5 protein-coding genes are annotated in these 26,154 nt (G+C 74.6%); all 5 read right to left on the bottom strand.

Annotation, left to right across the window (positions count from 1 at the left end):
• Window positions 1–35 precede the first annotated feature (35 nt).
• From D0T12_RS22600 to D0T12_RS22580, 5 genes are read right to left on the bottom strand one after another with little or no spacing between them, the layout of a single operon-like run.
• Window positions 36–860 carry a siderophore-interacting protein gene (locus D0T12_RS22600; RefSeq protein WP_117401689.1) on the bottom strand — a complete coding sequence of 275 codons (825 nt, stop codon included), beginning with the start codon at window positions 858–860 and terminating at the stop codon, window positions 36–38.
• Complete coding sequence (locus D0T12_RS22595; protein WP_199487630.1) at window positions 803–2,572, bottom strand: ABC transporter ATP-binding protein; 1,770 nt, start codon at window positions 2,570–2,572, stop codon at window positions 803–805. Before D0T12_RS22595 ends, D0T12_RS22600 begins: the two co-directional genes overlap by 58 nt.
• The gene (locus D0T12_RS22590; protein WP_147339598.1) at window positions 2,565–4,214 is read right to left on the bottom strand and encodes an ABC transporter ATP-binding protein; all 1,650 of its coding nucleotides are present in this window, start codon (window positions 4,212–4,214) and stop codon (window positions 2,565–2,567) included. The genes D0T12_RS22595 and D0T12_RS22590 overlap by 8 nt, the downstream gene beginning before the upstream one ends.
• Window positions 4,211–14,158: a non-ribosomal peptide synthetase gene (locus tag D0T12_RS22585; RefSeq protein WP_117401687.1), complete on the bottom strand. Its 9,948-nt coding sequence runs from the start codon at window positions 14,156–14,158 to the stop codon at window positions 4,211–4,213. Before D0T12_RS22585 ends, D0T12_RS22590 begins: the two co-directional genes overlap by 4 nt.
• Window positions 14,155–26,154 (bottom strand): non-ribosomal peptide synthetase, encoded by a 12,000-nt coding sequence (locus D0T12_RS22580; protein ID WP_117401686.1) that lies wholly within the window; start codon window positions 26,152–26,154, stop codon window positions 14,155–14,157. The genes D0T12_RS22585 and D0T12_RS22580 overlap by 4 nt, the downstream gene beginning before the upstream one ends.

Genomic DNA, 26,154 nt, shown 5'->3' with positions numbered 1-26,154 from the left:
ACGGTCACCCTTCCCCGTTCGCTTCGCCTCGGGCATCAGTCCAGGCCGTCGTGATGGTTGTGGTCGGCCGCGCCGACCTTCCAGTAGCCGTCGACGTCGACGCGCTCCTTCGGCATGCCGATCTCGTTGCGCAGGTAACGGCGGATGGGTTTGAGGGTGGTGGCCTCCGCGCCGAACCAGGCGTACCCGTCTCCGGCGGGAGGCGAGAACGCCCGGACGGCCTTCTCCAGGGCGTCGCTGCGGCCCGGGGGCACGCCGTCGCGGTGCACCCAGGTCACGGTCACGTCGGCCTCCGACCAGAGCTTCTGCTCCTCTGCGGCGTCGGCGACCTCGCAGTACGCGAACGCCCTGGCCCCGGCGGGCAGCGCCTCCAGCCAGCGGGCGAGGGCGGGCAGCCCGGTCTCGTCGCAGCCGAGCAGGTACCAGTCGAACACGTACGGGACGACCTCGGAGCCGCGCGGGCCGAGCACGCCGACGAGGTCACCGGGACGCGCGGCGGCGGCGAACGACGATCCGGGCCCGTCGCCGTGGATCACCATGTCGATGTCGAGTTCCCGCTCGTCCGGCCGGTACTGGCGGACGGTGTAGTCGCGCATGACGGCCTGCGGCCTGCCGTCGGGGGGATCGTCGAGACCGTAACCGGCGCGGATGTACGGCGTCACGGGCATGGGGTCGTCGCCCTGTGCGAAATAGAGTTTGACGTGGTCGGCGGGCGCCTGCTCGCAGAAGCCGTCCAGGCACTCACCCCCGAGTGTGACACGGACCATTCTCGGTGTGAGCCGCTCGACGCGTTTGACCTCGGTCAGGCGCGGCGTGATGGGGTGTTCGACGATGCGGACCAGGCGGTCTGTATGTGCCATGGCGGGGCTTTCCTTTCGGTTACGGTTCCGTCCGCGACGCGGATGACGCGGGGGAACAGCTCGACGGTCGCGGGGCGGTGCGCGATGACGATGAGGGTTCGGTCGCCGCACAGTTCGCCCAGCGCCCGTTCGGCCCATCCGGCGGTCACGGGGTCGATGTCGGCGGTCGCCTCGTCCAGGACGAGCACGGCCGGGTCTATCAGAGCGGCCCTTGCCAGGCCGATGAGCTGGCGTTCCCCGGCCGACAGCCGTTCCCCGCGGACGCCGACGCGGGTGTCGAGGCCGTCCGGGAGGCCGTCCGCCCAGGCCCGCAGGCCGAGCCGGTCGACGGCGGCGGCGATCTCGGCGCGTCCCGGGGAACCGGGGACGAGCGCGAGGTTGTCGGCGACGGTCCCGGTGAGGATGTGGACCGTCTGCGGGACGAGCGCGACGACGCGGCTCAGCGCGGGCCCGGACAGTTCCCGCAGGTCGGTGCCGCAGTAGGTGACGCGTCCCGCGTCCGGCGGGTAGAGGCCGCACAGCAGTTTGCCGAGGGTGGTCTTGCCCGATCCGGTCACGCCGACGATCGCGACGCGGTCGCCGGGCGGGAACGACAGGTCGATGCCGCGCAGGACGGGCGTCCCGTCCAGGTACCCGAATGTCGCGCGCTCCACCCTCAACTCCCCACGCGGCGGCAGAATCCTGGTCTTGGACGGGGCGCTGGTAGGGGCGGTGATGGGCCGGGAGCCGGGCGATTCGAGGAGGTCGAGCAGCCGGGCCAGGCCGGTCCGGGCGATCTGGAGTTCCCCGACGAGCTGGGAGCCGTCGCCGAGCCCCTCGAACAGGGTGCGGCTGGCGAGGACGAACACCACGACGGCGCCGATGCTGAGCCGGCCGCTCGCCGCCATCCACGATCCGAGGCCGAGCAGCACGGCGAGGGCCACGCCCTCGATGAGGCTGACGAGTTCGAGGTTCACCTCGACGCGGGCGGTGCGGCGCGCCTTGGTGACGACGTGACCGTTCTCCCGGCGGACGCGGTCCAGCCAGGACGGCAGCGCCCCGCTCGTCTGGAGCAGTTCCCGCGCGACCAGCGTCTCGCCGTGGGTGGCGGCGACGGTCGCCTCCGCCGCGGCCTGCCCGCCGAACGCCGCCTCGGCGCCGCGCTGGAAGGTCCGCAGCGCGACCAGCGCGGGCGGCACGAACACCACGGCGACGACGAGGGTGAGGAGCCACGAGTAGACGAGCAGGGTGACGGTGGTGAGCAGCAGCGTCGCGGTGATGACGACGAGGTTCGGCAGGTCACGCCGGACGAACTGGGCCAGCTCCGTCACCTCACCGGTGGTGCGGCGCAGCAGGTCGCCGGACCGGTGGGCCTCCAGGAACCGCAGCGGCGCGTGCGCGAGCCGGTGCACGGCCTGGTCGCGCAGGTCCCGGACGACGCGCTCACCGGCGCGCAGCAGCATCAGCTCGCTCCAGCGGGCCAGCGCGATCTGCGCGACGACCACGACGGCGAGGGCGGCGACCGTGACGGTGAGCGCGCCCCGGTCGCGGGCGACGATGGCGTCGGCGGCGCGGCCGATCAGCGGCGGTGTCGCGGCGACGGTCCCGGCGCAGCCGAGGACGACCAGCAGCGTCCTGGCGAGGACGGCGCGGTGCGGGCGCAGGTAGGGCAGGACGCGGCGGAAGATGTGCCGTTCCGGGGCCTGCTCGGCGAGCATCACCACCTCAGCCACGGCGCTCTCCTCCCGGGCCGGACAGCTCGACGACGCGGTCGGCGGCGGACATGACGGCCGTCCGGTGGGTGACGAACACGACGGACGTTCCGGGGTCGCGGCGGGCGAGGCGTTCGAGGATCCGCCGTTCGGTGTCGGTGTCGAGCGCGGAGGTGACGTCGTCGAGGAGCAGCACGCCGCCCGCGCGTTCACCGGCGCGCAGGAACGCGCGGGCCAGGGCGAGCCGCTGAACCTGGCCGCCCGACAGGCTCGACCCGCCCTCGCCGAGTTCGGTGGCGTAGCCGTCCGGGAGGGCCATGACGTCGTCGTGGACGCAGGCGTCCCTGCACGCCCTCTCCAGCGCCGCCTGGTCGACGTCGCGGCCGACGCGGAGGTTGTCGGCGACCGTCCCCGACAGCACCACGGGCCGCTGCGGGACGGTGACGAGCGCGGCGCGCAGGCCGTCCAGTCCGAGGCGGCGCACGTCCGTGCCGTCCCAGACGACGGTGCCGGTGTCGGGGTCGTCGAGGCGCGCCAGCAGCCGCAGCAGCGTCGACTTGCCGGAGCCGGTCGGCCCGGTCACGGCCACGAACTCACCGGACCTGATCTTCAGGTCGACCGGGCCGAGCACGACGCGGCCACCGTACCGGGCGGTGACCCCGGACGCCGTAAGGGTGCCGCGCCGGCCGGCCGGCGCCGGGTCGGCGGGGTCGGACACCGACGGCCGCAGCGCGAAGAGCTCGTCGAGGCGGCGCGCGGCGACGGCGGCGTTGCCGCGGTCGACGAGCCGGTCGACGAGCACCGTCACGGCGATCGTGAACGTGCCCATCCAGACGGCGAACGCGACGAGCCCGCCGACCGTGATCCTGCCGTCCAGCGCCGCGAAGCCGCCGAGGGCGACCCCGGCGGCGATCGCGAGCCGTGGGACGGCGGGACCGAGCGCCGCCCACGCCGACTGGATGCGGGCCACGTCCCCGGTGAGCCGTTCCACCTCGGCGCTGCGGGCGTCGTGGCGTTCCAGCAGGGCGGGCACGCCCCCGATGCCGCGGACGGCGGCACCGGACGACAGCAGATCCTCCACGGCGTCGGCGCGGGCGGCGTGCGCGTCCGACAGCCGTTTCCCGGCCCGCTCGTAGGGGGCGGGGAAGACGAGGTTGACGGCGGCGAGCAGCGGCACCATCAGCACCGTGACGCCGAGCAGCACGAGGTCGAGGGCGGCGACGCCGGGCAGCACGATCGCGAACGTGGTGGCGATGATCGCCCAGACCGGCAGCCCGTAGACCCACATGCGGATCTGGTCGATGTCGCGGGAGGCGCGCATCGCCAGGTCGCCGTGCCCGTATCCGGCGAGCGCCGCCCGGTCGAGCCCGGCCAGGTGCGCGGTGAGCCGGTTCCGGAGGTCGGCGCCGGTGCGCGCCTCCGCCATCCGCGCCTGCCACTGCCAGGTCGCCAGCGCGACGAACTGGACGGCGGCGAGCACGGCGGCGGCGAGCGCCCACCGCGCCGTCGCCCCCGGGTTCCCGGCGACGACACCGTCGTCGAGGGCGCGCTGGACGCACCACGGGATGGCGAGCAGGGTCGCCTGCCGGACCACTCCCCCGGCGGTGGCGAACGCCAGCGTCCGCCACCGGGCGCGGGCGCAGGAGCGCAGCAGGTCCGTCACCGGCGTTCCCCGAGGCGCTCGGCGATGACGGCCCCGATCGCCGCCAGCGGGGCGGCGTCGAGCATGGCGTCGTGGACGCAGTCGACGGGGTACAGGTGGACGCGGCCGGTGAGGTGGGCCAGCCACAACTCCGGGCTGAGGGTGGCGTCGGCGGTCGCGGTGAAGCAGACGGCGTCGCCGTCGAACACCCCGAAGTCGAGTGGCAGCGTCACCGACTCGTGGACGGTGTCGGCGACCCGGGCCAGCGTCGCCGCGTCGAACGAGGACATCGGCCCGTCGCCCGCCTCGATCACGGCGACCGCCTCGGTGAGGGACTCGGCATGCGTCCCGGCATGCCCGGCCAGACGCAGCAGGAATCGGGCGGCTTCGCCTTCCGACACGTCTATCGGGCCGTTCCGGGGGGTGTGGGGGGTCGTCCCCCCACAGGAGAAGGTGTCGGTGTCGTCGCGGGGGTAGGCGTCGAGCAGCGCGAGGAGGGCGACGTCGCGGCCCGCGGCCTGGAGCGCGGTCGCGGTCGCGTGCGCGAGCTGCCCGCCGTAGGACCAGCCGAGCAGGCGGATCGGACCGTCCGGCTGGACGCCCTGGACCCGGGCCGCGTAGTGCCGTCCGAGGTCACCGATCGACGCGGCGGGGACGCAGGCGCCGGACAGGCGCGGGGACTGGAGCCCGTACAGCGGCACGTCGGCGGGCAGCCATTCGGCGATTCCGGCGTAGTTCCAGCTCAGCCCGGTCGTGGCGGGCAGGCAGAACACCGGTGTGCCGGTGCCGGGCCGCAGCGTCAGCACCGGGTCGAACGGGCCGGTTCCGGTACCGGCGTCCGGGGGCGCGTCGGCGACGACGGTGGCGAGCGCGGCGACGGTGGGCGCGGTGAGCACGGCGCCGACGGGCAGGCGGACGCCGAGGACCGTCCGCACCCTGCCGACGAGCCGCATCGCCAGCAGGGAGTGGCCGCCGAGGGCGAAGAAGTCGTCGTCGGCGCCGACGTCCGCGACGCCCAGCACCTCGGCGAAGATCGCGCAGAGGGAGGTCTCCAGCGGCGTGCGCGGCGGCCGGGACGGCGCGACCGGTTCGGGGTCGGGGAGGGCGCGGCGGTCGAGCTTGCCGTTGACGGTCAGCGGCAGCCGGGGCAGCACGGCGTACGCGCCCGGCACCATGTGCTTCGGCAGCCGCACGGCGAGCGCCGCCCGGACCGCCGCCGTGTCCAGGTCGGCGCCGTCGCTCGGCACCAGGTAGGCGACGAGCCGTTTGAGGCCGTTGTGGTCACCGGCGACGACGGCGGCCTGCGCGATGTCCGCGCGTTCGACGAGCGCGTTCTCGATCTCGCCGAGTTCGACCCGATAGCCGTTGATCTTGACTTGGTCGTCGGTGCGGCCAAGGTAGTCGAGCAGCCCGTCGGAGCGCCAGCGGACGAGGTCGCCGGTCCGGTACATCCGGTCACCCGGCGCCCCGAAGGGGTCGGCGACGAACCGTTCGGCGGTGAGGTCGGGGCGATCGAGGTAGCCGCGCGCCATGCCGATCCCGGCGATGTACAGCTCGCCGGGGACTCCGACGGGGACCTGCCGCAGCCGGTCGTCCAGGACGTGAGCGCGGGTGTTCCAGATGGGACGGCCGACCGTGGAGGTGGCGCTGTCGGTGGTGCCGCCGCCGAGGGTGTTGATGGTGTACTCGGTCGGCCCGTACAGGTTGTAGCCCAAGACGCCTTCGGTGTCCCGCAGTTCCGTCCACAGCGCTTCGGGGACGGCCTCGCCGCCGAGCAGGACGAGCGGCGGCCGGGGGGCGTCGAGGAGGCCGCGGTCCAGCAGTTCCCGCGCGTAGGAGGGCGTGACGTTGATGACGTCGACGCGGTGGTCGGCGCAGTAGGCGGTCAGCGCGTCGGCGTCGCGCCGCACCTCCTCGTCCAGGACGTGCACCTCATGCCCTTCCACCAGCCAGAGCAGCTCTTCCCACGACATGTCGAACGAGAACGACACGGTGTGCGCGATCCGCAACCGCCGCTCGCCCTCGGCGGCGCGGACCGCCGCCACGACCGGGGCGAAGATCGCCTCGCGGTGGTTGAACTGCATGTTCGTCAGACCCCGGTACGGGGTCACCACACCCTTGGGACGACCCGTCGAACCGGACGTGTAGATCACGTACGCCGGATGATCAAACCGCACCGGGCCCGTCCGCTCAACCCCGTCCAGGGGCCCGTCCGGCAAACCCGCGAGTTCCGCTCCGATCGCGGGATCGTCGAGCACGACCACATGGGGTGCGTCCGGCAGCGAGGGACGCACCGCGCGGGTCGTCACCAGGCACACCGGCCGGGCGTCGTCCACCATGAACGCCAGCCGCTCCGCCGGATAGTCGAGTTCCAATGGCAGATACGCCGCCCCGGTCTGCAACACCGCGAACAGCGCCGCGACCATGTCGGCCGATCGCGGCAGCCCGAGCGCCACCACCGCCTCCGGGCCCGCCCCGCGCGCCACCAACAGCCGCGCCAACCGGTTCACCCGAGACGACAACTCCCCGTACGACACCCGCTCGGCACCGAACACCAGCGCCGTGGCGTCCGGAGTACGAGAAGCCTGCTCCTCCAGCAGGTCCGCGATCGTCACCTCCGGCACCGGACGGTCGGTCGCGTTCCACCGGTCGATGAGGCCGGTCTCGGCGGCGGTGAGCAGGTCGACCTCGCTCACCGGGCGTGCCGGGTCGGCGGTGACCTGGGTGAGGAGCGCTTCGAGGCGGGCGAGGAGCAGTTCCGCCGTCGACGCGTCGAAGAGGTCCTCGGCGTACTCCAGCTCGAACTCCATGCCGTCGCCGGCGGTGTACTCGATGACGTTGAGGTCGAGGTCGAACTTGGCGGCGGCCGTGCCGAACGGCTCGGTCCTGGTCCGCAGGCCGAAGAGGCTGTCGCTGCCGCTCGCGAGGTTCTGGTAGCCGAGCATGACCTGGAACAGCGGGTGCCGGGCCCGGGACCGGGGCGGGTTGAGCACCTCCACGAGCCGTTCGAACGGCATGTCCTTGTTGTTGAAGGCGGCCAGGTCGAACGTTTTGACGCGGTCGACGAGCTCGGCGAACGTCGGGTCGCCGGACACGTCCACGCGCAGCACGAGCGTGTTGACGAAGAATCCGACGAGGTCCTGGAGGGCGTCGTCGTCGCGTCCGGCTGAGGGGCTGCCGAGCGGGATGTCATCGCCCGCGCCGAGCCGGTGCAGCAGCGCGCCGACGGCGGCCTGCATGACCATGAACGTGGTCGCGCCGGTGTTCGCGGCCACCTCCCGGATCCGGGCGGCGAGCGCGTCCGGCAGGACCCGTTCGACGGTGCCGCCCCGGAAGCTGGCGGCGGCGGGCCGGGGCCGGTCGGTCGGGAGCGCCAGTTCCTCGGGGATGCCGTCGAGCGCGTCCTTCCAGAACGCGGCCTGGCGGCCGAGGCGGCTCTCCGGGTCGGCGGGGTCGCCGAGCAGTTCGGCCTGCCAGAGCGTGTAGTCGGCGTACTGGACGGGCAGTGGCTCCCAGTCCGGGGCGCGGCCGTCGCGGCGGGCCCGGTACGCGGCGGTCAGGTCGTCCATGAACGGACGGATCGACCATTCGTCCCCGGCGATGTGGTGGAACAGGAACACCACGACCTGGTGGCCGGGCCCGATCCTGAGGACCCGCGCCCGCAGCGGCGCCTCACGGTCGAGCGCGAACGGGTGGCGGACGGCCGCGTCGACCTCGGCGCCGACCCGGTCCTCGGTGATGTCGAGGATCTCCAGGACGGGTTCGGCGTCGTCCAGGACGTGCTGGTACGCGACGCCGTCGTGCTCGGCGAAGACCGTGCGGAGACTCTCGTGCCGGGCCATCACGTCGCCGAGCGCGGCGCGCAACGCGGCCAGGTCGAGGTCGCCGTGGACGCGGAGCGCCAGCGGGATGTTGTACGCGGCCGTCCTGTCCCCGAGCTGGTGCAGGAACCACAGGCGGCGCTGCGCGTACGACAGCGGGACGCGGTCGGGCCGGACCCGCCGGACGAGGTCCGGGCTGTCGTCGCGGACGCTGGGCACGGCGCGGGCGGCGAGCCCGGCGGCGGTCCGTTCCTCGAACAGGTCGCGGATGGACAGCTGGACGCCGAGCGCGGCGCGCGCCTTCGTGATGAGCCTGGTGGCGAGCAGGGAGTGCCCGCCGAGCGCGAAGAAGTCGTCGTCGGCGCCGACGGACGGCACGCCGAGCACCTCGGCGGCCAGCCGGCACAGCGTCTCCTCCTCCGGCGTGGCGGGCGGGCGCCCGGCGGCGGCTCCCTCGTCGGGGACGGGCAGGGCGCGGCGGTCGAGCTTGCCGTTGGTGGTGAGCGGAAGCCGGTCCAACGCCATGATCGTCGCGGGGATCATGTGTTCGGGCAGGGCGGTGCGCAGCCGTTCGCGCAGCAGCGCGGGCAGCGTTCCGGCGGCCCGGGAGCGGCCCGGCTCGTTCGCGGGCACGGGCGGCGCGGCGGCGGGCCGGACCCCGCCGAGCGGGCCGCCGCCGGGCGGCAGGAACAGCACGTCCACGGTGTCGTCGGTGTCGCCCCAGGTGACGACGGTCCGCAGGCCGAGCCGGTCGCCGAGGTCGTGCAGGTCCTCGGGGTCGACGCCGCGGGGCGAGGTGAGCGCGCGGAGCGCGGCGGCGGCGGTGACGTCGTCGGCGAGGACGCGGCGGGCGGCGCTCTCGCCGACCATCCGCGCGTTAGGCACGTTCTTAACGCGGACCGGAGCCGCGCCGGAGCCGAGCCGCCCGGCGAGCCCGTCGAGGTCGCGGACGTCCGCCGTCCAGTCGAGGACGGGCAGCGCGGACACGTCGGTGACGGGCCCGGTGTGCAGGATGACGTCGAACCGGTGCCGGGTCAGCTCGTTGTGGGCCCGTCCGCGCCGCGTCCGCACGTCCACGCCGGTGACACCCGGCAGGTCCAGCGTCGCGGGGAACGCCGGGTCGAGCAGCAGTTCCTTCTCCAGCAGCAGCGCGCGGTCGGCGGCGGCGCGCAGGGCGGGGGCGTCCGCGCCCGCACCCGCGCGGGCGAGCTGGATCGCGGTGTGGAAGCAGCGGGCGCCGCGCAGGTTCCGCAGGTCCCCGACGAAGATCGCGCCGCCGGGGGCGAGGAGGTCGAGGGCGCCGCGCAGGACGTCGGCGAGGTAGGAGACGCTCGGGAAGTACTGCGCGACCGAGTTCAGGACGACCGTGTCGAAGTGCCCGCGCGGCAGGCCGGTGAGGTCGTGCGCGGGCGCGGCCCGCAGCGTGACCTTCCCGGCGAGGGACGGCTCGGCGGCGACCTGGCCGCGCAGCGTCTCGATCAGCGGGGCGGACAGGTCGGTGGCCCAGTAGTCGTCGGCGTCCGGCGCGAGCCGCGACATCAGCAGCCCGGTGCCGACGCCGAGTTCGAGGACGCGGCGCGGGTTCAGCGCGCGGATCGCCGCGACGGTCGTGTCGCGCCATTCGCGCATCTCCGCGACCGGGATGGGCGCGCCGTCGTAGCTGGAGGTCCAGCCGACGAAGTCCGCGCCGAAGGCGTCGGCCGGGCCCTGCCCGTACTGGGCGTCGTACACCTCGCGCCACTCGCCGACCTGGTCGAGGTCGCCTTCGCCGTCGCCGCCGGTGGACGCGGGGACGACGTAGCCGACGAGCCGCTTGGTCTCCCCGGTCTCCCGGACGACGAGGGCCGCCTGCGCGACCTCGGGGTAGCGGGTCAGCGCGTCCTCGATCTCGCCGAGCTCGACCCGGTAACCGCGGATCTTGATCTGGTCGTCGGTCCGGCCGAGGTAGTCGAGGAGCCCGTCGGGGCGCCAGCGGACGAGGTCGCCGGTGCGGTACATCCGTTCGCCGGGGGTTCCGAAGGGGTTGGCGACGAACCGTTCGGCGGTGAGGTCGGGGCGGTTGAGGTAGCCGCGCGCCATGCCGGTCCCGGCGATGTACAGCTCGCCCGGTGTGCCGACGGGGACGGGACGCAGCCACGAGTCGAGGACGAGCGCCCTGGTGTTCCAGATCGGGCGGCCGACCGTGGAGGTGGCGCTGTCGGTGGTGCCGCCGCCGAGGGTGTTGATGGTGTACTCGGTCGGCCCGTACAGGTTGTAGCCGAGTACGCCTTCGGTGTCGCGGAGGGTCGTCCAGAGCGCTTCGGGGACGGCCTCGCCGCCGAGCAGGACGAGCGGCGGCCGGTGGCGGGCGGGATCGAGGAGTCCGAAGTCGATGAGTTCTTGGGCGTAGGACGGGGTGACGTTGATGACGTCGATGCGGTGGTCGGCGCAGTAGGCGGTCAGCGCGTCGGCGTCGCGGCGCACTTCCTCGTCGAGGACGTGCACCTCGTGGCCTTCGACCAGCCAGAGCAGTTCTTCCCACGACATGTCGAACGAGAACGACACGGTGTGGGCGATCCGCAGCCGCCGCCCTGCTTGGGCCTCGACCACCGGGGCGAAGATCGCCTCCCGATGGTTGAACTGCATGTTCGTCAGGCCTCGGTACGGGGTCACCACGCCCTTGGGGCGGCCCGTGGACCCAGACGTGTAGATCACATACGCCGGACGGTCGAGGTTCAGGTCGGCCGTCCGTTCGGCGTCGGTGACCGGGCCGTCCGGCAACCCGGCAAGCTCAGCCGCCGTTTCCGGGTCGTCCAGCACGACCACATGCGGCGCTTCGGGCAGGGAGGGACGCACCGCGCCGGTCGTCACCAGGCACACGGGCCGGGCGTCGTCCACCATGAACGCCAGCCGTTCCGCCGGATAGTCCAACTCCAGCGGCAAATACGCCGCACCCGTCTGCAACACCGCGAACAGCGCGGCGACCATGTCGGCCGACCGTGGCAGCCCGAGCGCCACCACCGATTCCGGGCCCGCGCCACGCGCGATCAGCAACCGCGCCAACCGGTTCACCCGGGACGACAGTTCGCCGTACGACACGCGCTCGGGCCCGAACACCAGGGCCGGCGCGTCCGGAGTCCGGGACGCCTGCTCCTCCAGCAGATCCGCGATCGTCACCTCCGGCACCGGACGCTCGGTCGCGTTCCAGCGCTCCAGGACGGTCGTCCGTTCGTCGGCGGTGAGGACGTCCAGCGCCGCCAGCGGCGTGTCGGGTGCGGTGACGAGCCTTTCGAGGAGGCCCATCACGCGCGCCGACATCGCCTCGACGTCGGCGCGTTCGTAGACGTCCCGCCGGTACTTCCACTCGAACGACAGCTCACGGCCGGTGTTGGTGGTGAACGACAGCGGGAAGTGGGTGGCGTCGAGCGTGTCGACCTCGTCGATGCCGAAATGCTCGGTGAGCCGGTCGCGGGCCGTCATGTCGACCGGGGTGTTCCGGACGACCTGCAACGTGTCGAAGAGCTGTGACATCCCGGCGGCGCGCTGGATCTCGGCCAGGCCGACATGGTGGTGCGGCAGCAGCGCGGCCTGCTCGGCCTGCGAGCGGGTCAGGAAGCCGAGCAGCGTCTCGTCCGGGCGCGGCCGTACCCGGACGGGCACGGTGTTGAGGAACAGGCCGATGGTGTTCTCGATGCCGGGGATCTCGGCGGGGCGGCCGGACACCGTCGCGCCGAACACGACGTCGTCGCGGCCGGTGAGGGACGCCAGCAGCAGGCTCCACACGCCGCTGACGAGGGTGTTGAGGGTGAGGCCGTGGCGGCGGCCGAACTCGCCGAGCCGGGCGGCGAGGTCGTCGCCGACCGGGGTGAGGACCATGCCGGGCAGGGTGTCGCCGCGCAGCGTGTGGCCGGGGGCGACCAGGGTCGGTTCGGTGACGCCGTCCAGGGTCGCGGCCCAGGCGCGGGCGCTCTCGTCCGCGTCCTGGCCGTCGAGCCACTCCAGGTAGCGGCGGAACGGGACGGTCGGCGGGACGGTGTCCGGCTCGTGCGCGAGGCCCAGCAGTTCTTGCACGACGAGGCCGGACGACCAGCCGTCCCACAGCAGCGTGTGGTGCGTGACGATGATCCGCTGCCGGTCGTCGGCGAGGCGCACCGCCGTCATGCGGATCAGCGGCGGCTCGGCGAGGTCGAAGCGTTCGGCGCGGTCGGCGTCCATCAGCGCGTCGAGCGCCTCGGGGCCCTGGCCGCGCAGGTCGACCTCGCGGAACGGCATCGGCATGGCGGGCGCCACGACCTGCGCGGGGCGGCTGAGGCCCTCCTGGACGAAGCCCGCGCGGAGGTTGGCGTGCCGGTCCAGCAGCGCGTTCCCGGCGGCGCGCAACGCGTCCGCGTCGAGCGGGCGGCGGATGTCCACGACGAGCTGGGTGATGTAAAGGTCGCGGCCCGAGGTGTCGTACGTGGACTCGAACAGCAGCCCGGCCTGGAGCGGCGACAACGGCATGACGTCCTCGGCGTCCGGGCGGATCAGCGCCCGTTCCTCGGCGGTCAGCTCGACCAGCGGCCGGTCGGCCGGGGTCTCCGTTTCCGTGGCCGCGTCCTGTGCGGGTTCCAGGGTGGTGACGGCCTCGGCGAGGGCGGCGACGGTGCGCAGCTCGAACACCTGCCGCGCGGTCAGGTTCAGTCCGGCCGCGCGGGCCCGCCCGACGAGCGTGATCGACACGATGCTGTCGCCGCCGAGGGCGAAGAAGTCGTCGTCGGCGCCGATGTCCGGCTCGCCGAGGACGTCCGCGAACAGCTCCGCGAGCAGCGCCTCACGGCCCTGCGCGGGCGTCCGGTAAGGCGCGGGTCCGGCGTCCGGGACGATCACCGGCGTGGTGGTGTCGCCGAGTGCGGGCAGCGCGGGAACGGGACCGTGCGGGTCGGCGGCGAAGGTCCGCAGCAGGAGCGTGAGGCGTGCGGCGAGGAGCGCGGCGAGCGGCTCGTCGACGGCGCCGGTGCGGTGCGCGAGGACGAGGCCGAGGGTGCCGGGCCCCGGCTGGACGGTGAGCGTGAGCGGGAAGTGCGTGGCGTCGCGGGCGCCGAGCCCGGTGACCGTGAGGCCTCCGGCGGTGAGCGTGGACGCGTCGCCCTGGTAGTTCTCGAACGCCAGCAGCGTGTCGAACAGCGGGCCGGTGCCGGGGACGTCGGCGGCGCGGCGGATGTCGGCGAGACCGAGGTAGTGGTGGTCGAGCAGCCGGACCTGCTCGTCCTGGACGGCCCGTGCCAGGTCACCGAACGTGTCGCCCGGCCCCGCCGGACGCACCCGGACGGGCACGGTGTTGACGAACAGCCCGACCATGTCCTCGACGCCGTCGAGGTCGGCGGGCCGTCCGGCGACGGTCGCGCCGAACACCACGTCCGACGTCCCGGCCAGCGCGCCGACGGTCAGCCCCCAGGCGGTCTGAAGGACGGTGTTGACCGTCACCCCGGCACTCGCCGCGGCGGCGGTCAACGCGGACGCCGTCTCGTCCGGGACGGCGACGGGCAGCTCCCGCAGGTCACCGCCCGCCCCCGCCGGGTCGACGAGGACCGGGCCGGGCAGCCCGCGCAGCGCCTCCCGCCACGCCTGCGCCCCCTTGGCGGGATCCCGTTCGCCGAGCCACAGCAGGTAGTCGCGGAACCGGGGGGCCGGGGGCGACGGCGTCCCCTCGTAGCAGGCGAACAGTTCGCGCAGCAGCACCGGCATCGACCAGCCGTCGATGAGCAGGTGGTGCGACGTCACCACGAGCCGGTGGCGGCGGGGGTCGGCGGAGGCGAGCGCGAAGCGGATCAGCGGCGGGCCGGTCACGTCGAACGGCACGGACCACTCGCGTTCCAGCACCGCGTCCAGGTCGGTCTCGGTGGTCGCGGTGAACGGCGTGTCGATGTCGGTGGGCACGAACTGGACGGGCTCGTCGAGATCCTCGAACCAGAACCCGGCCCGCAGGTTCGGGTGGCGCCGCAGCACGGCGGCGACGGCGTCTTCGAGCCGCGCCGCGTCGACCGTCCCGTCCAGGTCCAGGTGGGCCTGGACGGTGTAGACGTCGCGTTCGGCGTCGTCGTACAGGGCGTGGAACAGCAGACCGCGCTGGAGTGGGGAGAGCGGGTAGACGTCCTCCAGCATGGATCCGGACGATTCCTCGGTCACTTGCGTCGGCTCCTCAGCAGGGATTCCAGCCGGTCGATCTGCCGCTGCGGCAGCGACTTCGACAGGTCGGACGGGGTGCGACCGCCCGCGGCGGGGTCGGCGGCGTGGCGGGCCAGGGCGTCCAGCGCGGCCCGCCAGGCCTCGCCGAGCCGCGCGACGGCGGCCCGGTCGAGAAGGTGGGCCGGCCAGGTCAGCTCCAGGCGCAGCCCGGCGCCGGCCAGTGCGGCGGCGTCGATCTCCAGGGGGTAGCGGGCGGGCAGGTCGGGGTGGGGCGCGGTGGACAGCGCACCGGACTCGTCGGCCTGCGGCCAGTGCTCGTCCGTCGCCGGGCCGTCGACGCGGCCCCGGTAGTTGAAGAGGATCTGCGGGCGGGCCGCGTCGGCGAGCTCGCGGGCGGTCCGCGCGTTGAGATGGCGCAGCAGACCGTGGCCGAAGCCGTGGTCGGGGGCGCCGCGCACCTGTTCCTTGACCGCCTTGAGCACGGCGCCGGGGGCGTCCTGGGCGACGCCGCCGAGGTCGAGCTTCACCGGGTGGACGGTCGTGAACCAGCCGACCGTGCGGGACGGGTCGGTGCCGTCGAGAAGGTGCCGTCCGTGCCCTTCGAGGTCGACGAGCAGCCACGGATCGCCCGCCCGCCACTGGACGACGGCCGTGGCCAGCCCGGCGAGCAGGACGTCCTCGGCGCCGCAGTGGTAGAGGCGCGGCAGGTCGGTGAGCAGGGCGGTGGCCTGGGCCTCCGGCACGGTGACGACCAGGGTCTCCTGGGTGGCGGCCGTGTCGCGGGACGGATCGGGGCGCCGCGCGGTGAGCGGCGCGTCCGGGGCGGCGAGTCCCTTCCAGTACTGAAGTTCCGCCACCCGGGCACCGTCGTGCGCCTCGGCCAGGAGCCGGTGCGCCCATGCCCGCAGGGACGTTCCCGTGGCGGGCAGCGCGGCCGGTCCCCCGGACATCGCGGCCTCCCATGCCGTGCGCAGGTCGGGCAGGAGCGTCCGCCAGGACACGCCGTCGACGGCCAGGTGGTGGACGCAGAGCAGCAACCGCCCGGCCGTTCCGGGGCCGGTGTCGAACCAGACGGCCTGGAGCAGTTCGCCCGCCTCCGGGTCGAGCCGGTCGGCCGCCGCGAGCGACTCGGCGGCGACGAGACCGTCGAGGTCGGCTCCGGCGGCGTCCACCCGCCGGACGCTCACCGGAGCGGTGCCGGGCGGGGTCACCGCGAGGGCCCAGACACCGCTGGTGGTGTCGAGGCGGAGCCGGAGCGCGTCATGGTGGTCCACGAGGCTCCGCACGGCGGTGGTCAGTGACCCGAGGTCGGCGCGCATCGGCGTGCGCAGCAGCACCGACTGGTGGAACCGGCCGATCGGCCCGCCGAGGTCGGCGAGCCAGTGCATGATCGGCAGCGGCGGCATCGGCCCCACCGGGTCGAGAGCCGTGCCGCTCTGGGGCTGCGGCTCCTGCTCGCGCCGGGCGACCGCGGCGAGCGCGCCGGGCGTGCGGTGCTCGAAGACGTCCTGGGGCGTCACCCGCAGCCCCGCCTTGCGGGCCCTGGCGACGACCTGGATGGACAGGATGCTGTCGCCGCCCAGCCCGAAGAAGTCCTGGTCGTCTGCGACCTCGTCGAGGCCGAGTACCTCGGCGAACACTCCCGCGAGCAGGGAGGTCCGGTCGTCGGACACCGTCTCGACCGGCGTGCGACGAACTGGCGCCGGGCGGGCGGGCGTCCGGCGAGATCGCGCCCGGCGGGTGGGGGCGGGCAGGGCCTTGCGATCGAGCTTGCCGCTGGAGGTCAACGGGAAGCCGGGCAGCGGGACGAAGTCGTCCGGCACCATGTGCGCGGGCAGCACGTCGGCCAGCGCGGCGCGCAACGCGTCGACGTCGAGTCCGGCCGGGGTGAGGTAGGCGACGAGCCGCCCGCTGCCGGGACCGTCGCGGCGGACGACGACCGCGACATCGGCGACGCCGGGCAGCGCGCGCAGCGCCGCCTCGATCTCGCCCGGCTCGATGCGCAGCCCACGGAGCTTGACCTGGTGGTCGGTGCGGCCGAGGTACTCCAGGAGGCCGTCGGCGTTCCACCGCACCAGGTCACCGGTCCGGTACATCCGCTCCCCCGGCTCCCCGAACGGGTCGGCGACGAACCGCTCGGCGGTGAGCCCCGCCCGGTTCAGGTAGCCGCGGGCGAGTTGCACGCCCGCCAGGTACAGCTCGCCGGGCACGCCCACGGGCACCGGCCGCAGCCTCGCGTCGAGCACCCTTACCCGGGTGTTCCACACGGGCGCGCCGATCGGGATGGTCTCGGCGCCCGGGCGGTACTCCCAGTGGGTGACGTCCACGGCCGCCTCCGTGGGCCCGTACAGGTTGTGCAGCGGCATCGGCAGGACGGCGTGCAGGGCGGCGGCCGTGTCGGCGGGAAGCGCCTCCCCGCTGGTGAACACGCGGCGGAGGGTCTGGCAGCGCGGCACGTCCGGGTCGGTGAGGAACGCCTTGAGCATGGACGGCACGAAATGCAGCGTCGTTACACCGCGTTCGCGGATCAGCCCGGTGAGATGGGCGGGGTCGCGGTGCCCGCCGGGGACGGCGAGAACGACCGACGCGCCCTCGCACAGCGCCCAGAAGAACTCCCACACCGACACGTCGAACGTCGCGGGCGTCTTCTGGAGCACCCGGTCGTCGGCGCGCAGCCCGTACTCGGCCTGCATCCACGCCAGCCGGTTGACGATCGCCCGATGCGACACGACCACGCCCTTCGGCCGTCCGGTCGACCCCGACGTGAAGATCACGTAGGCGGCGTCGTCGGGCCGCGCCCGCCCTGCCGTGGCTGCGGGCGCCCCTTCCCGGACGAACAGACCCGGCACGCCGCCGGGGACGAAGCCGTCCAGGCCCGCGGGGTCGTCGGTGAGGAGCGCGACGGCGTCCGCGTCGCCGACGAGGTCGGCGCGGCGGGCGGGCGGGTCGTCGGGATCGACCGGCAGGTAGGCGGCGCCGGCCTTCAGCACGGCGAGCAGCGCCACCATGATCCGCGTCGAGCGCGGCAGGGCGACCGCGACGACCCGGTCCGGTCCGGCGCCACGCGAGCGCAGGTCGGCGGCGAGGGCGTCGGCGCGGGCGTGCAGCTCGGCGTAGGTGAGGGTCTCGTCCTCGAACAGCACCGCCGGGGCGTCCGGGGTGCGGGCTGCCTGCGCCTCCAGCCGGTCGATGAGGGTGCCGTCCGGGACGTCGTGACGGGTGGCGTTCCACCGGCCGCTGATCAGGTCGCGTTCGCCCTGGGTCAACGCGTCGGCGGAGGCCAGCGGCGCGTCCGGGGCGGCGACGAGGCGCCCGGCCAGCGTCTCGAACCGTTCGGCGAGCTTCCGGGCGGTCGACTCGTCGAATCTCGACGTGGCGTAGATGAGGGTCAGGTCGGTGCCGTCGTCCCCTTCCCTGACGGCGAACGCCAGGTCGAACCGGGCGGTGGAGAACGTGTCGTCCTGCAAGGCGGTGCGCAGCCCGAACATGTCGCCGTCGTCACCGGTGTCGCGGTGGTGCAGCACCATCACCTGGAACAGCGGGTGCCTACCGGTGACGCGCTCGTGGGCGGCGATCTCGACGAGCCGCTCGAACGGCAGATCACGGTGGTCGAGCAGGGCGAGCTGTTCGGCGCGGACCCGGGACACCAGGTCGGCGAACGAGGCGTCCTCGTCCAGGCCGACCCGCAGGACGAGCGTGTTGACGAACAGTCCCGCGACGTCGTCCAGGACGGTGTCGGAGCGGCCGGTGACGGGCACGCCGAGGGGGATGTCGGAGCCGCCGCCGAGCCGTCCCAGCAGGACCGCCGCGACCGCCTGCCACACCATGAACGGCGTCGCCCCGGCGGCGCGCGCCAGCCGGGCCACGTCCCGGTGCAGACCGGACGGCAGCGGCACACGGATCGCGGCGCCGACCTGGTCAGGCCGGGCGGGACGGGGCCGGTCGGCGGGCAGCGGGATCTCCTCGGGCAGCCCGTCCAGCCGATCCCGCCAGAACGCGGCCTGCCGGTCGCCCTCGGATCCCTCCAGCAGCGCGGCCTGCCACAGGGTGTAGTCGCGGTAGGTGACCGGCGGCGGAGCGAGGTCCGGTGCCCGGCCCGCCGCGCGGGCGCGGTAGGCGGCGTCGAGGTCGCGCAGCAGCACGGCCTGCGACCACTCGTCGCCCGCGATGTGGTGGACCACCACCGACAGCAACCAGGACGACATCCCCTCACCGAGCCGGTACAGGACGCCGCGCACCGGAGGGTCGGTCGTGAGCGCGAACCGCGTCCGCTCCGCCGCTTCGAGCAGCGAGGGCACGTCGCCGGGGGCGGCGTCGGCGATGCGGAGCATCGGCCCGGACGGCAGCACCTCCTGGTAGGGGACGCCGTCCACGTCCGGGTAGATCGTGCGCAGAATCTCATGCCGCCCGATCAGGTCGTCCCACGCCGAGCCCATCGCGGAGACGTCGAGTTCGCCGTCGATCCGGACGGCGAACGGGATCGTGTAGGCGGTGGCGGCCTCGTCGAGCCGGTGCAGGAACCACAGCCGCGCCTGAGCCGCAGACAACGGCATCCGCTCCGGGTACGGCCGCGTCGCCGGTACCAGTGCGGGCCGGTTCGTCGACGGGCCGGTCGCCCGGCGGATCAGGCCCGCCGGGGTGGGCGCCTCGAACAGGTCGCGGATGGCCACATCCTTGCCGAGAAGTGCGCGGATCCGGCCGACGAGACGGGTCGCGAGCAGCGAATGTCCACCGAGCGCGAAGAAGTCACTGTCTGGGCCGGCCGGAACGCCGAGCACGTCGGTGAAGGCGGCGGCGACCAGTTCCTCCCGAGCGTCGCGCACTGTCCGCTCGTCCTCGGCGGCGGTGTCGGCGGACGGCTCGGGCAGCGCGGCCCGGTCGAGTTTGCCGTTCACGTTCAGCGGCAGCTCCGGCAGCACCACCACGGCGGCCGGGACGAGATGCCCCGGCAGGACCTCGGCCAGCGCGTACCGCAGCGCGGCCCCGTCCAGATCGCCGGGGGCGGCGTAGCCGACGAGCCGCCCGTCGCGGACCACGACGGCGGCGCGGGCGACGCCCGGGAGCGCGGCGAGCGCGGCCTCGGTCTCGCCCGGCTCCACCCGGAACCCGCGGATCTTGACCTGGTCGTCGGTGCGGCCGAGGAACTCCAGCGTGCCACCGGGCAGCCGCCGGACCAGGTCGCCCGTCCGGTACATCCGCTCGCCGGGCACGCCGGTCGGGGCGGCGACGAACCGTTGCGCGGTCAGGTCGGGCCGGTTCAGGTAGCCGCGGGCGATGCCGTCGCCCGCCAGGTACAGCTCGCCCGCCGCCCCCTCCGGGACGGGACGGAGCAGGCCGTCCAGCACATGGATCCGGGTCCGGGCGATGGGACGGCCAACGACCGGCACCGGCGACTCGGCGAGGTCGGCGCCGAGCGCGTCCACGGTGTACTCGGTCGGTCCGTAGAAGTTGTGGCCGAGGACGCCGTCCGCGTCGCGCAGCCGCGTCCACACCGGTTCGCTCACGGCCTCGCCGCCGAGGAGCAGCAGCCGCGGCGGCGCCTTCTCCAGCAGCCCCCACGCGAACAGTTCCGCCGCGAACGAGGGGGTGACGTCAAGGGTGTCGATGGCGTGTTCCGCGCACGCCGCCACCACCGCCTGCGGGTCGCGGCGGGTCACGTCGTCGAACAGGTGCAGCTCATGCCCGCAGATCAGCCAGAGGAGCTGTTCCCAGGAGGAGTCGAACGCGAACGACGCCGTGTGCGCGGCGCGCAGCCGCCGCCCGTCGACCGCGCGGGCGAACACCGTGGCGCGGTGGTGCGCCAGCATGACGCCGAGGCCGCCGTGCTGGACTAGCACGCCCTTGGGGCGGCCCGTGGAACCCGACGTGTAGATGACGTAGGCGAGTTGCTCGGCCCCGGGGGCGGTGCGCGGGTGCGGCGCGGCGGCGGCGATCTCCGCCGGGTCGAGGTCGTCGGCCGTCAGGACACACACGGGCGCGGCGTCCTCGATCGTCAGCCTGATCCGTTCCGCCGGATGGTCCACGTCGAGCGGGAGGTAGGCGGCGCCCGTCTTCAGGACGGCGAACAGCGCGACGACCAGGTCGGCGGTGCGCGGCAGCGCCAGCGCGACGATGCGCTCCGGTCCCGCGCCCCGCCGCGCCAGCACGGTCGCGAGGCGGGCGGCGCGGTCGTCCAGTTCGGCGAACGTCAGCCGCTCGGCGCCGGCGACGACCGCGATCTCGTCGGGGGTGGCGTCGACCTGCCGGTGGAAGGCGGTCAGCACGTCGGGGACGTCCCCGGGGAGGTCGGTCGCGTTCACCTCCTCGAAGGCGGCGCGTTCCCGCGAGGTGAGCAGGTCGGCGCGGGCGGCGGTGAGGCCGTCGTCGGCGAGGAGCCGCGCGGCGACGGAGCCGATGCGTTCGGCGATCGCCTCGACCGCCGCGGCGGGCAGCAGGTCGGGCCGGTACTCCAGGACGACCCTCGGGTCGTCCCCCGGCAGAACCATGAGCGCGAGGGGGTAGTGGGTGTAGCCACGGTTGCCGACCCCCGTCACGCGCGGCCCGCCTTCCCCGGACGCGTCGTCCTTCGACGGGTAGTTCTCGAACACCAGGAGCGTGTCGAACAGGGCGCCGCCGGGCCCGGCCGCCGCCTGGATCTCCGCAAGACCCAGATAGGCGTGGTCGAGGAGCGCGGCCTGCTCCGACTGGTGGCGGGCTAGCGCCTCCGGGAGCGGCAGCGCCGGGTCGAGCCGGACCCGCACGGGAACGGTGTTGCTGAACAGCCCGACCATTCCCTCGACGCCGTCGAGTTCGGGCGGGCGCCCGGAGACGGTCGCGCCGAACACCACGTCGGTCCGTCCGGTGAGTGAGCCGAGGACCAGCGCCCACACCCCTTGCAGGACGGTGTTCAGGGTGAGCCCGTGGCGGCGCGCGTACGCGGTCAGCTCGGCGCCGGGCAGGGGGCAGGTCAGCTCGGCGGCCTCCCCCGGCGCGGTCCGGGCGGCGTTCGGGGCGAGCAGCGTCGGGCCGTCCAGGTCGGCGAGGGCGTCCCGCCACGCGGCCGTCATCGCCGCCGTGTCCCGGCCCGCGAGCCACCGCAGGTAGGAGCGGTACGGGACGGCGGCGGGCAGCGGCTCACCCCGGTAGGCGGCCATCAGCTCCCGCAGGAACGTCGGCGTGGACCAGCCGTCCATGATCAGGTGGTGGCTCGTCACGAGCAGGCGATGCGAGTGCGGGCCCGTCCGGACGAGGAGGCAGCGCAGCAGCGGCGGCCGGGCCGGATCGAACCGGAACGCCAGCTCCTCGTCCGCGACCGCCGCGAGCCGTTCCGCGAGGTCCGCCCCGGTGAGGTCGGACAGGTCGAGCTCCCGCCAGTCCGGTACGGCGTGCGCCGGGACGAGCTGGAGCGGCCGGTCGAGCCCCTCGTGGACGAACCCGGCCCGGAGCCCGTCATGCCTGGCCAGCAGGATCGACACGGCCGAGCGCAGGGCGGCGGCGTCCAGATCGCCCGCCAGGTCGAGGTGGACGAGCGAGGTGTAGACGTCGGCCTCGTCCGGCGCGTACGCGGCGTGGAACAGCAGCCCTTCCTGGAGCGGGGACAGCGGCAGCACGTCCGTCGTGTCGGGGTACCGGGCGAGCAGCGCGTCGAGCCCGGCGCGGTCGAGGCCGGCGAGCGGAACGTCCGACGGGGTCAGCCCGCCGGTGGCCCCGGCGAGGTCGCCGAGCGCGGCGTGCCAGGCGTCGGCGAGGGCGGTCACGTCCGCCTCGTCCAGGACCCCCGGAGCCCAGGTCCAGTGCGCGTCGAGCACCGGCCCGGACGCGGTCTCGTGGACGAAGACGTTGATCTCCAGGGCGTGCGCGAGGGGCATCGCCGGGTCGGTCCGGACGGTGAAGGCGTCCTCCTCCGCCCCGGCGAACCGACCGAGGTAGTTGAACAGGATCTGCGGCGTCGGCAGGGCCGCGAGTTCGGGTCCGGCGTCCGGGTCGAGGCGGCGGGCGACACCGAAGCCGAGACCGCCGCCGGGCAGTTCCCGCAGCCGCTCCTTCACCCGCTTGAGCGCCTCACCGGCGTCCGCCCCGGCGAGTTCGAGCCGGACGGGGTATTCGCTGGTGAGCCAGCCGACCGTCCGGCCGAGGTCGGCGGGCCGTCCGCCGCCGAACGTCTCTTCCCGGCCGTGCCCCTCCACCTGGACCGTCACGTCGTCGTGGCCGGTGCGCGCCGCGACGGCCAGGCCGAGCCCGGCGACCAGCACGTCGTTCACCCCGGCGCGGAACCGGGCCGGGACCGGGCCGAGCAGCTCGGCGGTGAGCGCGGCGGGCACGGAACGGCGCACCGTGCGCGCGGCGCCGACCGTGTCGACGGCCCGGTCGAGGGCCCGTCCGCCGAGCGGTCGGTCCGCGCCGCCGAGCATCCGCGTCCAGAACGGGACGGCGTCGGGGTCGCGGTGCGCCGCCAGCCGCGCCGCCCATCCGCGCAGCGACGTGCCGGACGGCGCGAGCGCCGCCCCCGCCAACGCCTCGGCGAGGTCGGCCAGCAGGATCCGCCAGGACACGCCGTCCACCGCGAGATGGTGGACGGTGAGACCGAGCCGCCCGCCGCACCACACGGCCTGGACGACCACACCGCTCGCCGGGTCGAGCCGGTCGGCGGAGGCGTCCAGCTCGGCGCCCATGTCATGGGCCCCGGGAGCCCGCCACAGCACCGAGGCGGCCTTGACCGAGCCCACCGGCATGATCTCGGCCGTCCAGTCGGCGCCGACCCGCAGGCGGAGCGCGTCGTGGTGGTCGATGAGCGTCTGCAAGGCCGCGATGAGGCGGTCCGGCCCGTCCATCCGCGGGACGGGCACGACCACGGACTGGCTGTAACGGGCGAAGGGGCCGCCGAGGTCGCGGAGCCACGCGGCCATCGGAAGCAGCGGCAGCGGCCCCGACCGGTCCTCGGCACCGGGGTCGTCGCCGTGGTCGTCCACGGCGGTGGCGTGGAGCGCGACGGCGGCGGCGCTCTTGTGGTCGAACACGTCCCGGGCGGCGATCAGCAGGCCGCGCCGCCGGGCGCGGGTCGCGGCCTGGATGGCGGAGATGCTGTCGCCGCCGAGCGCGAAGAAGTCGTCGTCGGCGCCGACCGACGCGAGGCCGAGGACGTCCGCGAAGACGCCGCACAGCGCCTCCTCGCGCTCGGTGCGCGGGGCGCGTCCGGTGGCGGTGAACTCCGGGTCGGGCAGCGCCGCCACGTCGATCTTGCCCGCGGGCGTCAACGGCAGCGCGTCCAGCACGACGACGGCGGCGGGGACGAACGCGGCGGGCAGCAGCGCGGCGGCCCGGTCGCGCAGCGCGGCGGGATCGAGGGGCCGCTCGCCGTCGCCGACCACGTACGCGACGAGGCGTCCGTCGCGGGCCACGGCGAGTGCGCGGGCGACGTCCGGCTCCGCCGTGAGCGCGGCCTCCACCTCGCCGGGCTCGACCCGGTGACCCCGGATCTTCACCTGCCGGTCGGCGCGTCCGGCGAACTCCAGCGTCCCGTCGGCGGCGCGGCGCACCAGGTCGCCCGTCCGGTACATGCGCTCCCCGGGCGCGCCGGACGGGTCGGCGACGAACCGTTCCGCCGTCAGCGCGAAGCGGCCCCGGTACCCGCGCGCCAGCCCCGGGCCGGACAGGTACAGCTCCCCGACCCCGCCCGGCGGGACGGGCCGCAGCGCCGCGTCGAGCACCTGGGCGCGGGTCCCGGCGATCGGCGTCCCGATGGACGGACGCTCATGCTCGGCGACGCGGGCGCCGAGCGCGTCGACGGTGTACTCGGTGGGGCCGTAGAAGTTGTGGGCGGGCACGTCCGGGGTGTCGCGGAGCCGCGCCCACAGCTCGGGGGTGGCGGCGTCCCCGCCGAACACCAGCAGCCGGGGCCGCCGCGCCGGGTCGTCGAGCAGGCCCGCGTCCAGGAGTTCCAGCGCCAGTGCCGGGGGGACGTCCAGGACGTCGTAGCCGCGGGTGGCCAGGGTCAGCGGTTCGCGGAGTTCGTCGTCCCCGACCAGGTGAATCTCGTGGCCCGCGAACAGGTAGAGGAGGGAGTCCCACGAGGAGTCGAACGCGAACTGGAACGTGTGCGCGGCCTTCAGCCGGGCGCCGTCCGGGAGGGTGGCGGCGGCGTCGGCCATGACCGTGCCGAGGTGGTCGTGGAAGAGGTTGACCAGGCCGCGATGGGTGACCTCGACGCCCTTGGGCCGTCCGGTCGACCCGGACGTGTACAGCACGTACGCGAGCTGGTCGGGCTCAGGCGCGTCCGGCAGCGGGTCCGGCTCGTAGGCGGCGGCGTCGTCGGGCCGGACGACCGCGACGCCCGGGGGCGTCGGCACGGAACCGTCCGAGATGACGCAGAGCGGGTCGGTCTCGTCCACCAGCCGGGCGGTGTGGGCGGCGGGCCGCTCGGGGTCGAGGGCGAGGTAGGCGGCGCCCGATTTCAGCACCGCGAGCAGCGCGACGACGAGATCGGCGTCGCGGGGCAGCGCGAGCGCGACGACGCGTTCCGGCCCGGCGCCGCGTGCGCGCAGGAGCCGCGCCAGCCGGTTCGCGCGGGCTTCGAGTTCGCGGAAGGTCAGGCTTCCGGACGCGGCGACGAGCGCGACCGCCTCCGGTGTGCGGTCCGCCTGTCGTTCGAACACCCGGGTCAGCGGCTCGCCGTGCCCCGCGTCGACCGGCCGCCCGGTCAGCGGTGCCCGCTCGTGCGGCAGGGCGAGGTCGAGGCGGCCGAGCGGGGCGTCGTGCCCGCCCACGAAGGCGTGCAGGAACCCCAGGAAGCGGTCGCGGTGCCCGCGCAGCGCCTCCGGCGTGTGCGCGTCGGGGTTGGCGTCGAACTCGAACGTCAGCGCCCCGGCGCGCTGGTAGACGCTGACCTCCAGGTCGTCCACGGGACCGGCGGCGAGGTTGAAGGCGTGGCCGGTCGCGGCGTCGAACCGCAGCTCGTAGGTGAAGGGCTTGAGGTTGAGGGTCGGGCCGGTGAGCCTCCGGTCCGAGCCCACGAGCCCGAGGTCGCGTTGCAGGTCCTCGCTGCGGTAGCGCTGGTGGGTCCGTGCCCGCGCGATCCGCGCGGCGGTCTCCCCGGCGAGTTCGGCGGGCGTCCCGCCGGGCCGGACGGGGACGACGAGCGGCAGGACGTTCACCACCATCGCGGGCACGCGGGCGGCCGTGGTGCCGACCCGTCCCATGAACGGCAGGCCGAGGACGACGTCGTCGGCGCCGGTGACGCGATGGTTGTAGGCGGCGAACGCGGCGGTGACCAGCTCGGCCCAGGTGGCGCCGCACGCCTTGGCGGCGGCCTGGACGGCGGCGTTCGTCTCCTCGGGCGCCGCGATCCGCTCCCGCAGGAACGTGTGCGCGGCGGGCCGCGGCACGGCGGCCAGCGGCACCGGGTCGGGCGCCGCGCCCCGGTAGGCCGTCCAGAACTCCCGGTCGGCGGCCTGTTCCGCCGACCCCGTGTAGGCGGCCTCCTCGTCCAGCAGTACGCTCAGCGGCCGGAACGGGCACGGCGGCGGCTGCGCGCCCCGGACCGCGGCCGTGTACAGCTCCGCCGCCCGCCGGGTGATCAACGTCACCGAGTACCCGTCGATCAGCAGGTGGTGGTAGCGCTGGTACCACAGGTGCTCGCCCGGTCCCAGGACGAAGAGCACCTGCGCGCCGAGGTCGTCCCCGCACGGGTCGACCGGACGGGCGAGGTCGGCCCGCATCCGCAGGTGCGCGGCGGCGGACGGCTCCGCCTCCCCGCTCAGGTCGACGAGCTCGACCCGCCAGGGCGGTGCCGCGCCCACGGTCTGGTACGGGCCGTGCGGGCCGTCGGTGAAGCGGACGCCGAGCGCGTCCGCCTCACCGAGCGCGCGGACGACCGCCGCGCGGAACGCGGCGGTGTCCAGCGGGCCTCGCACCTCGACGTACTGGCTGACGTTGAAGCCGGGATGGGCGGGGTCGATGCGCTGGGCGTACCAGACCCCCTTCTGGGCTCCGGTCAGCCCGAGGTGGGGAGCTTCGGACAT

The organism is Actinomadura spongiicola, from assembly GCF_003432485.1.
GTDB lineage: Bacteria > Actinomycetota > Actinomycetes > Streptosporangiales > Streptosporangiaceae > Spirillospora > Spirillospora spongiicola.
Note: the sequence above shows the minus strand (reverse complement) of the source record. Positions and strands in the feature narration are given on the sequence as shown.

Coding starts and splice junctions, on each gene's coding strand:
- D0T12_RS22600 (WP_117401689.1), bottom strand. CDS start 860: ATGGCACATACAGACCGCCTGGTCCGCATCGTCGAACACCCCATCACG.
- D0T12_RS22580 (WP_117401686.1), bottom strand. CDS start 26,154: ATGTCCGAAGCTCCCCACCTCGGGCTGACCGGAGCCCAGAAGGGGGTC.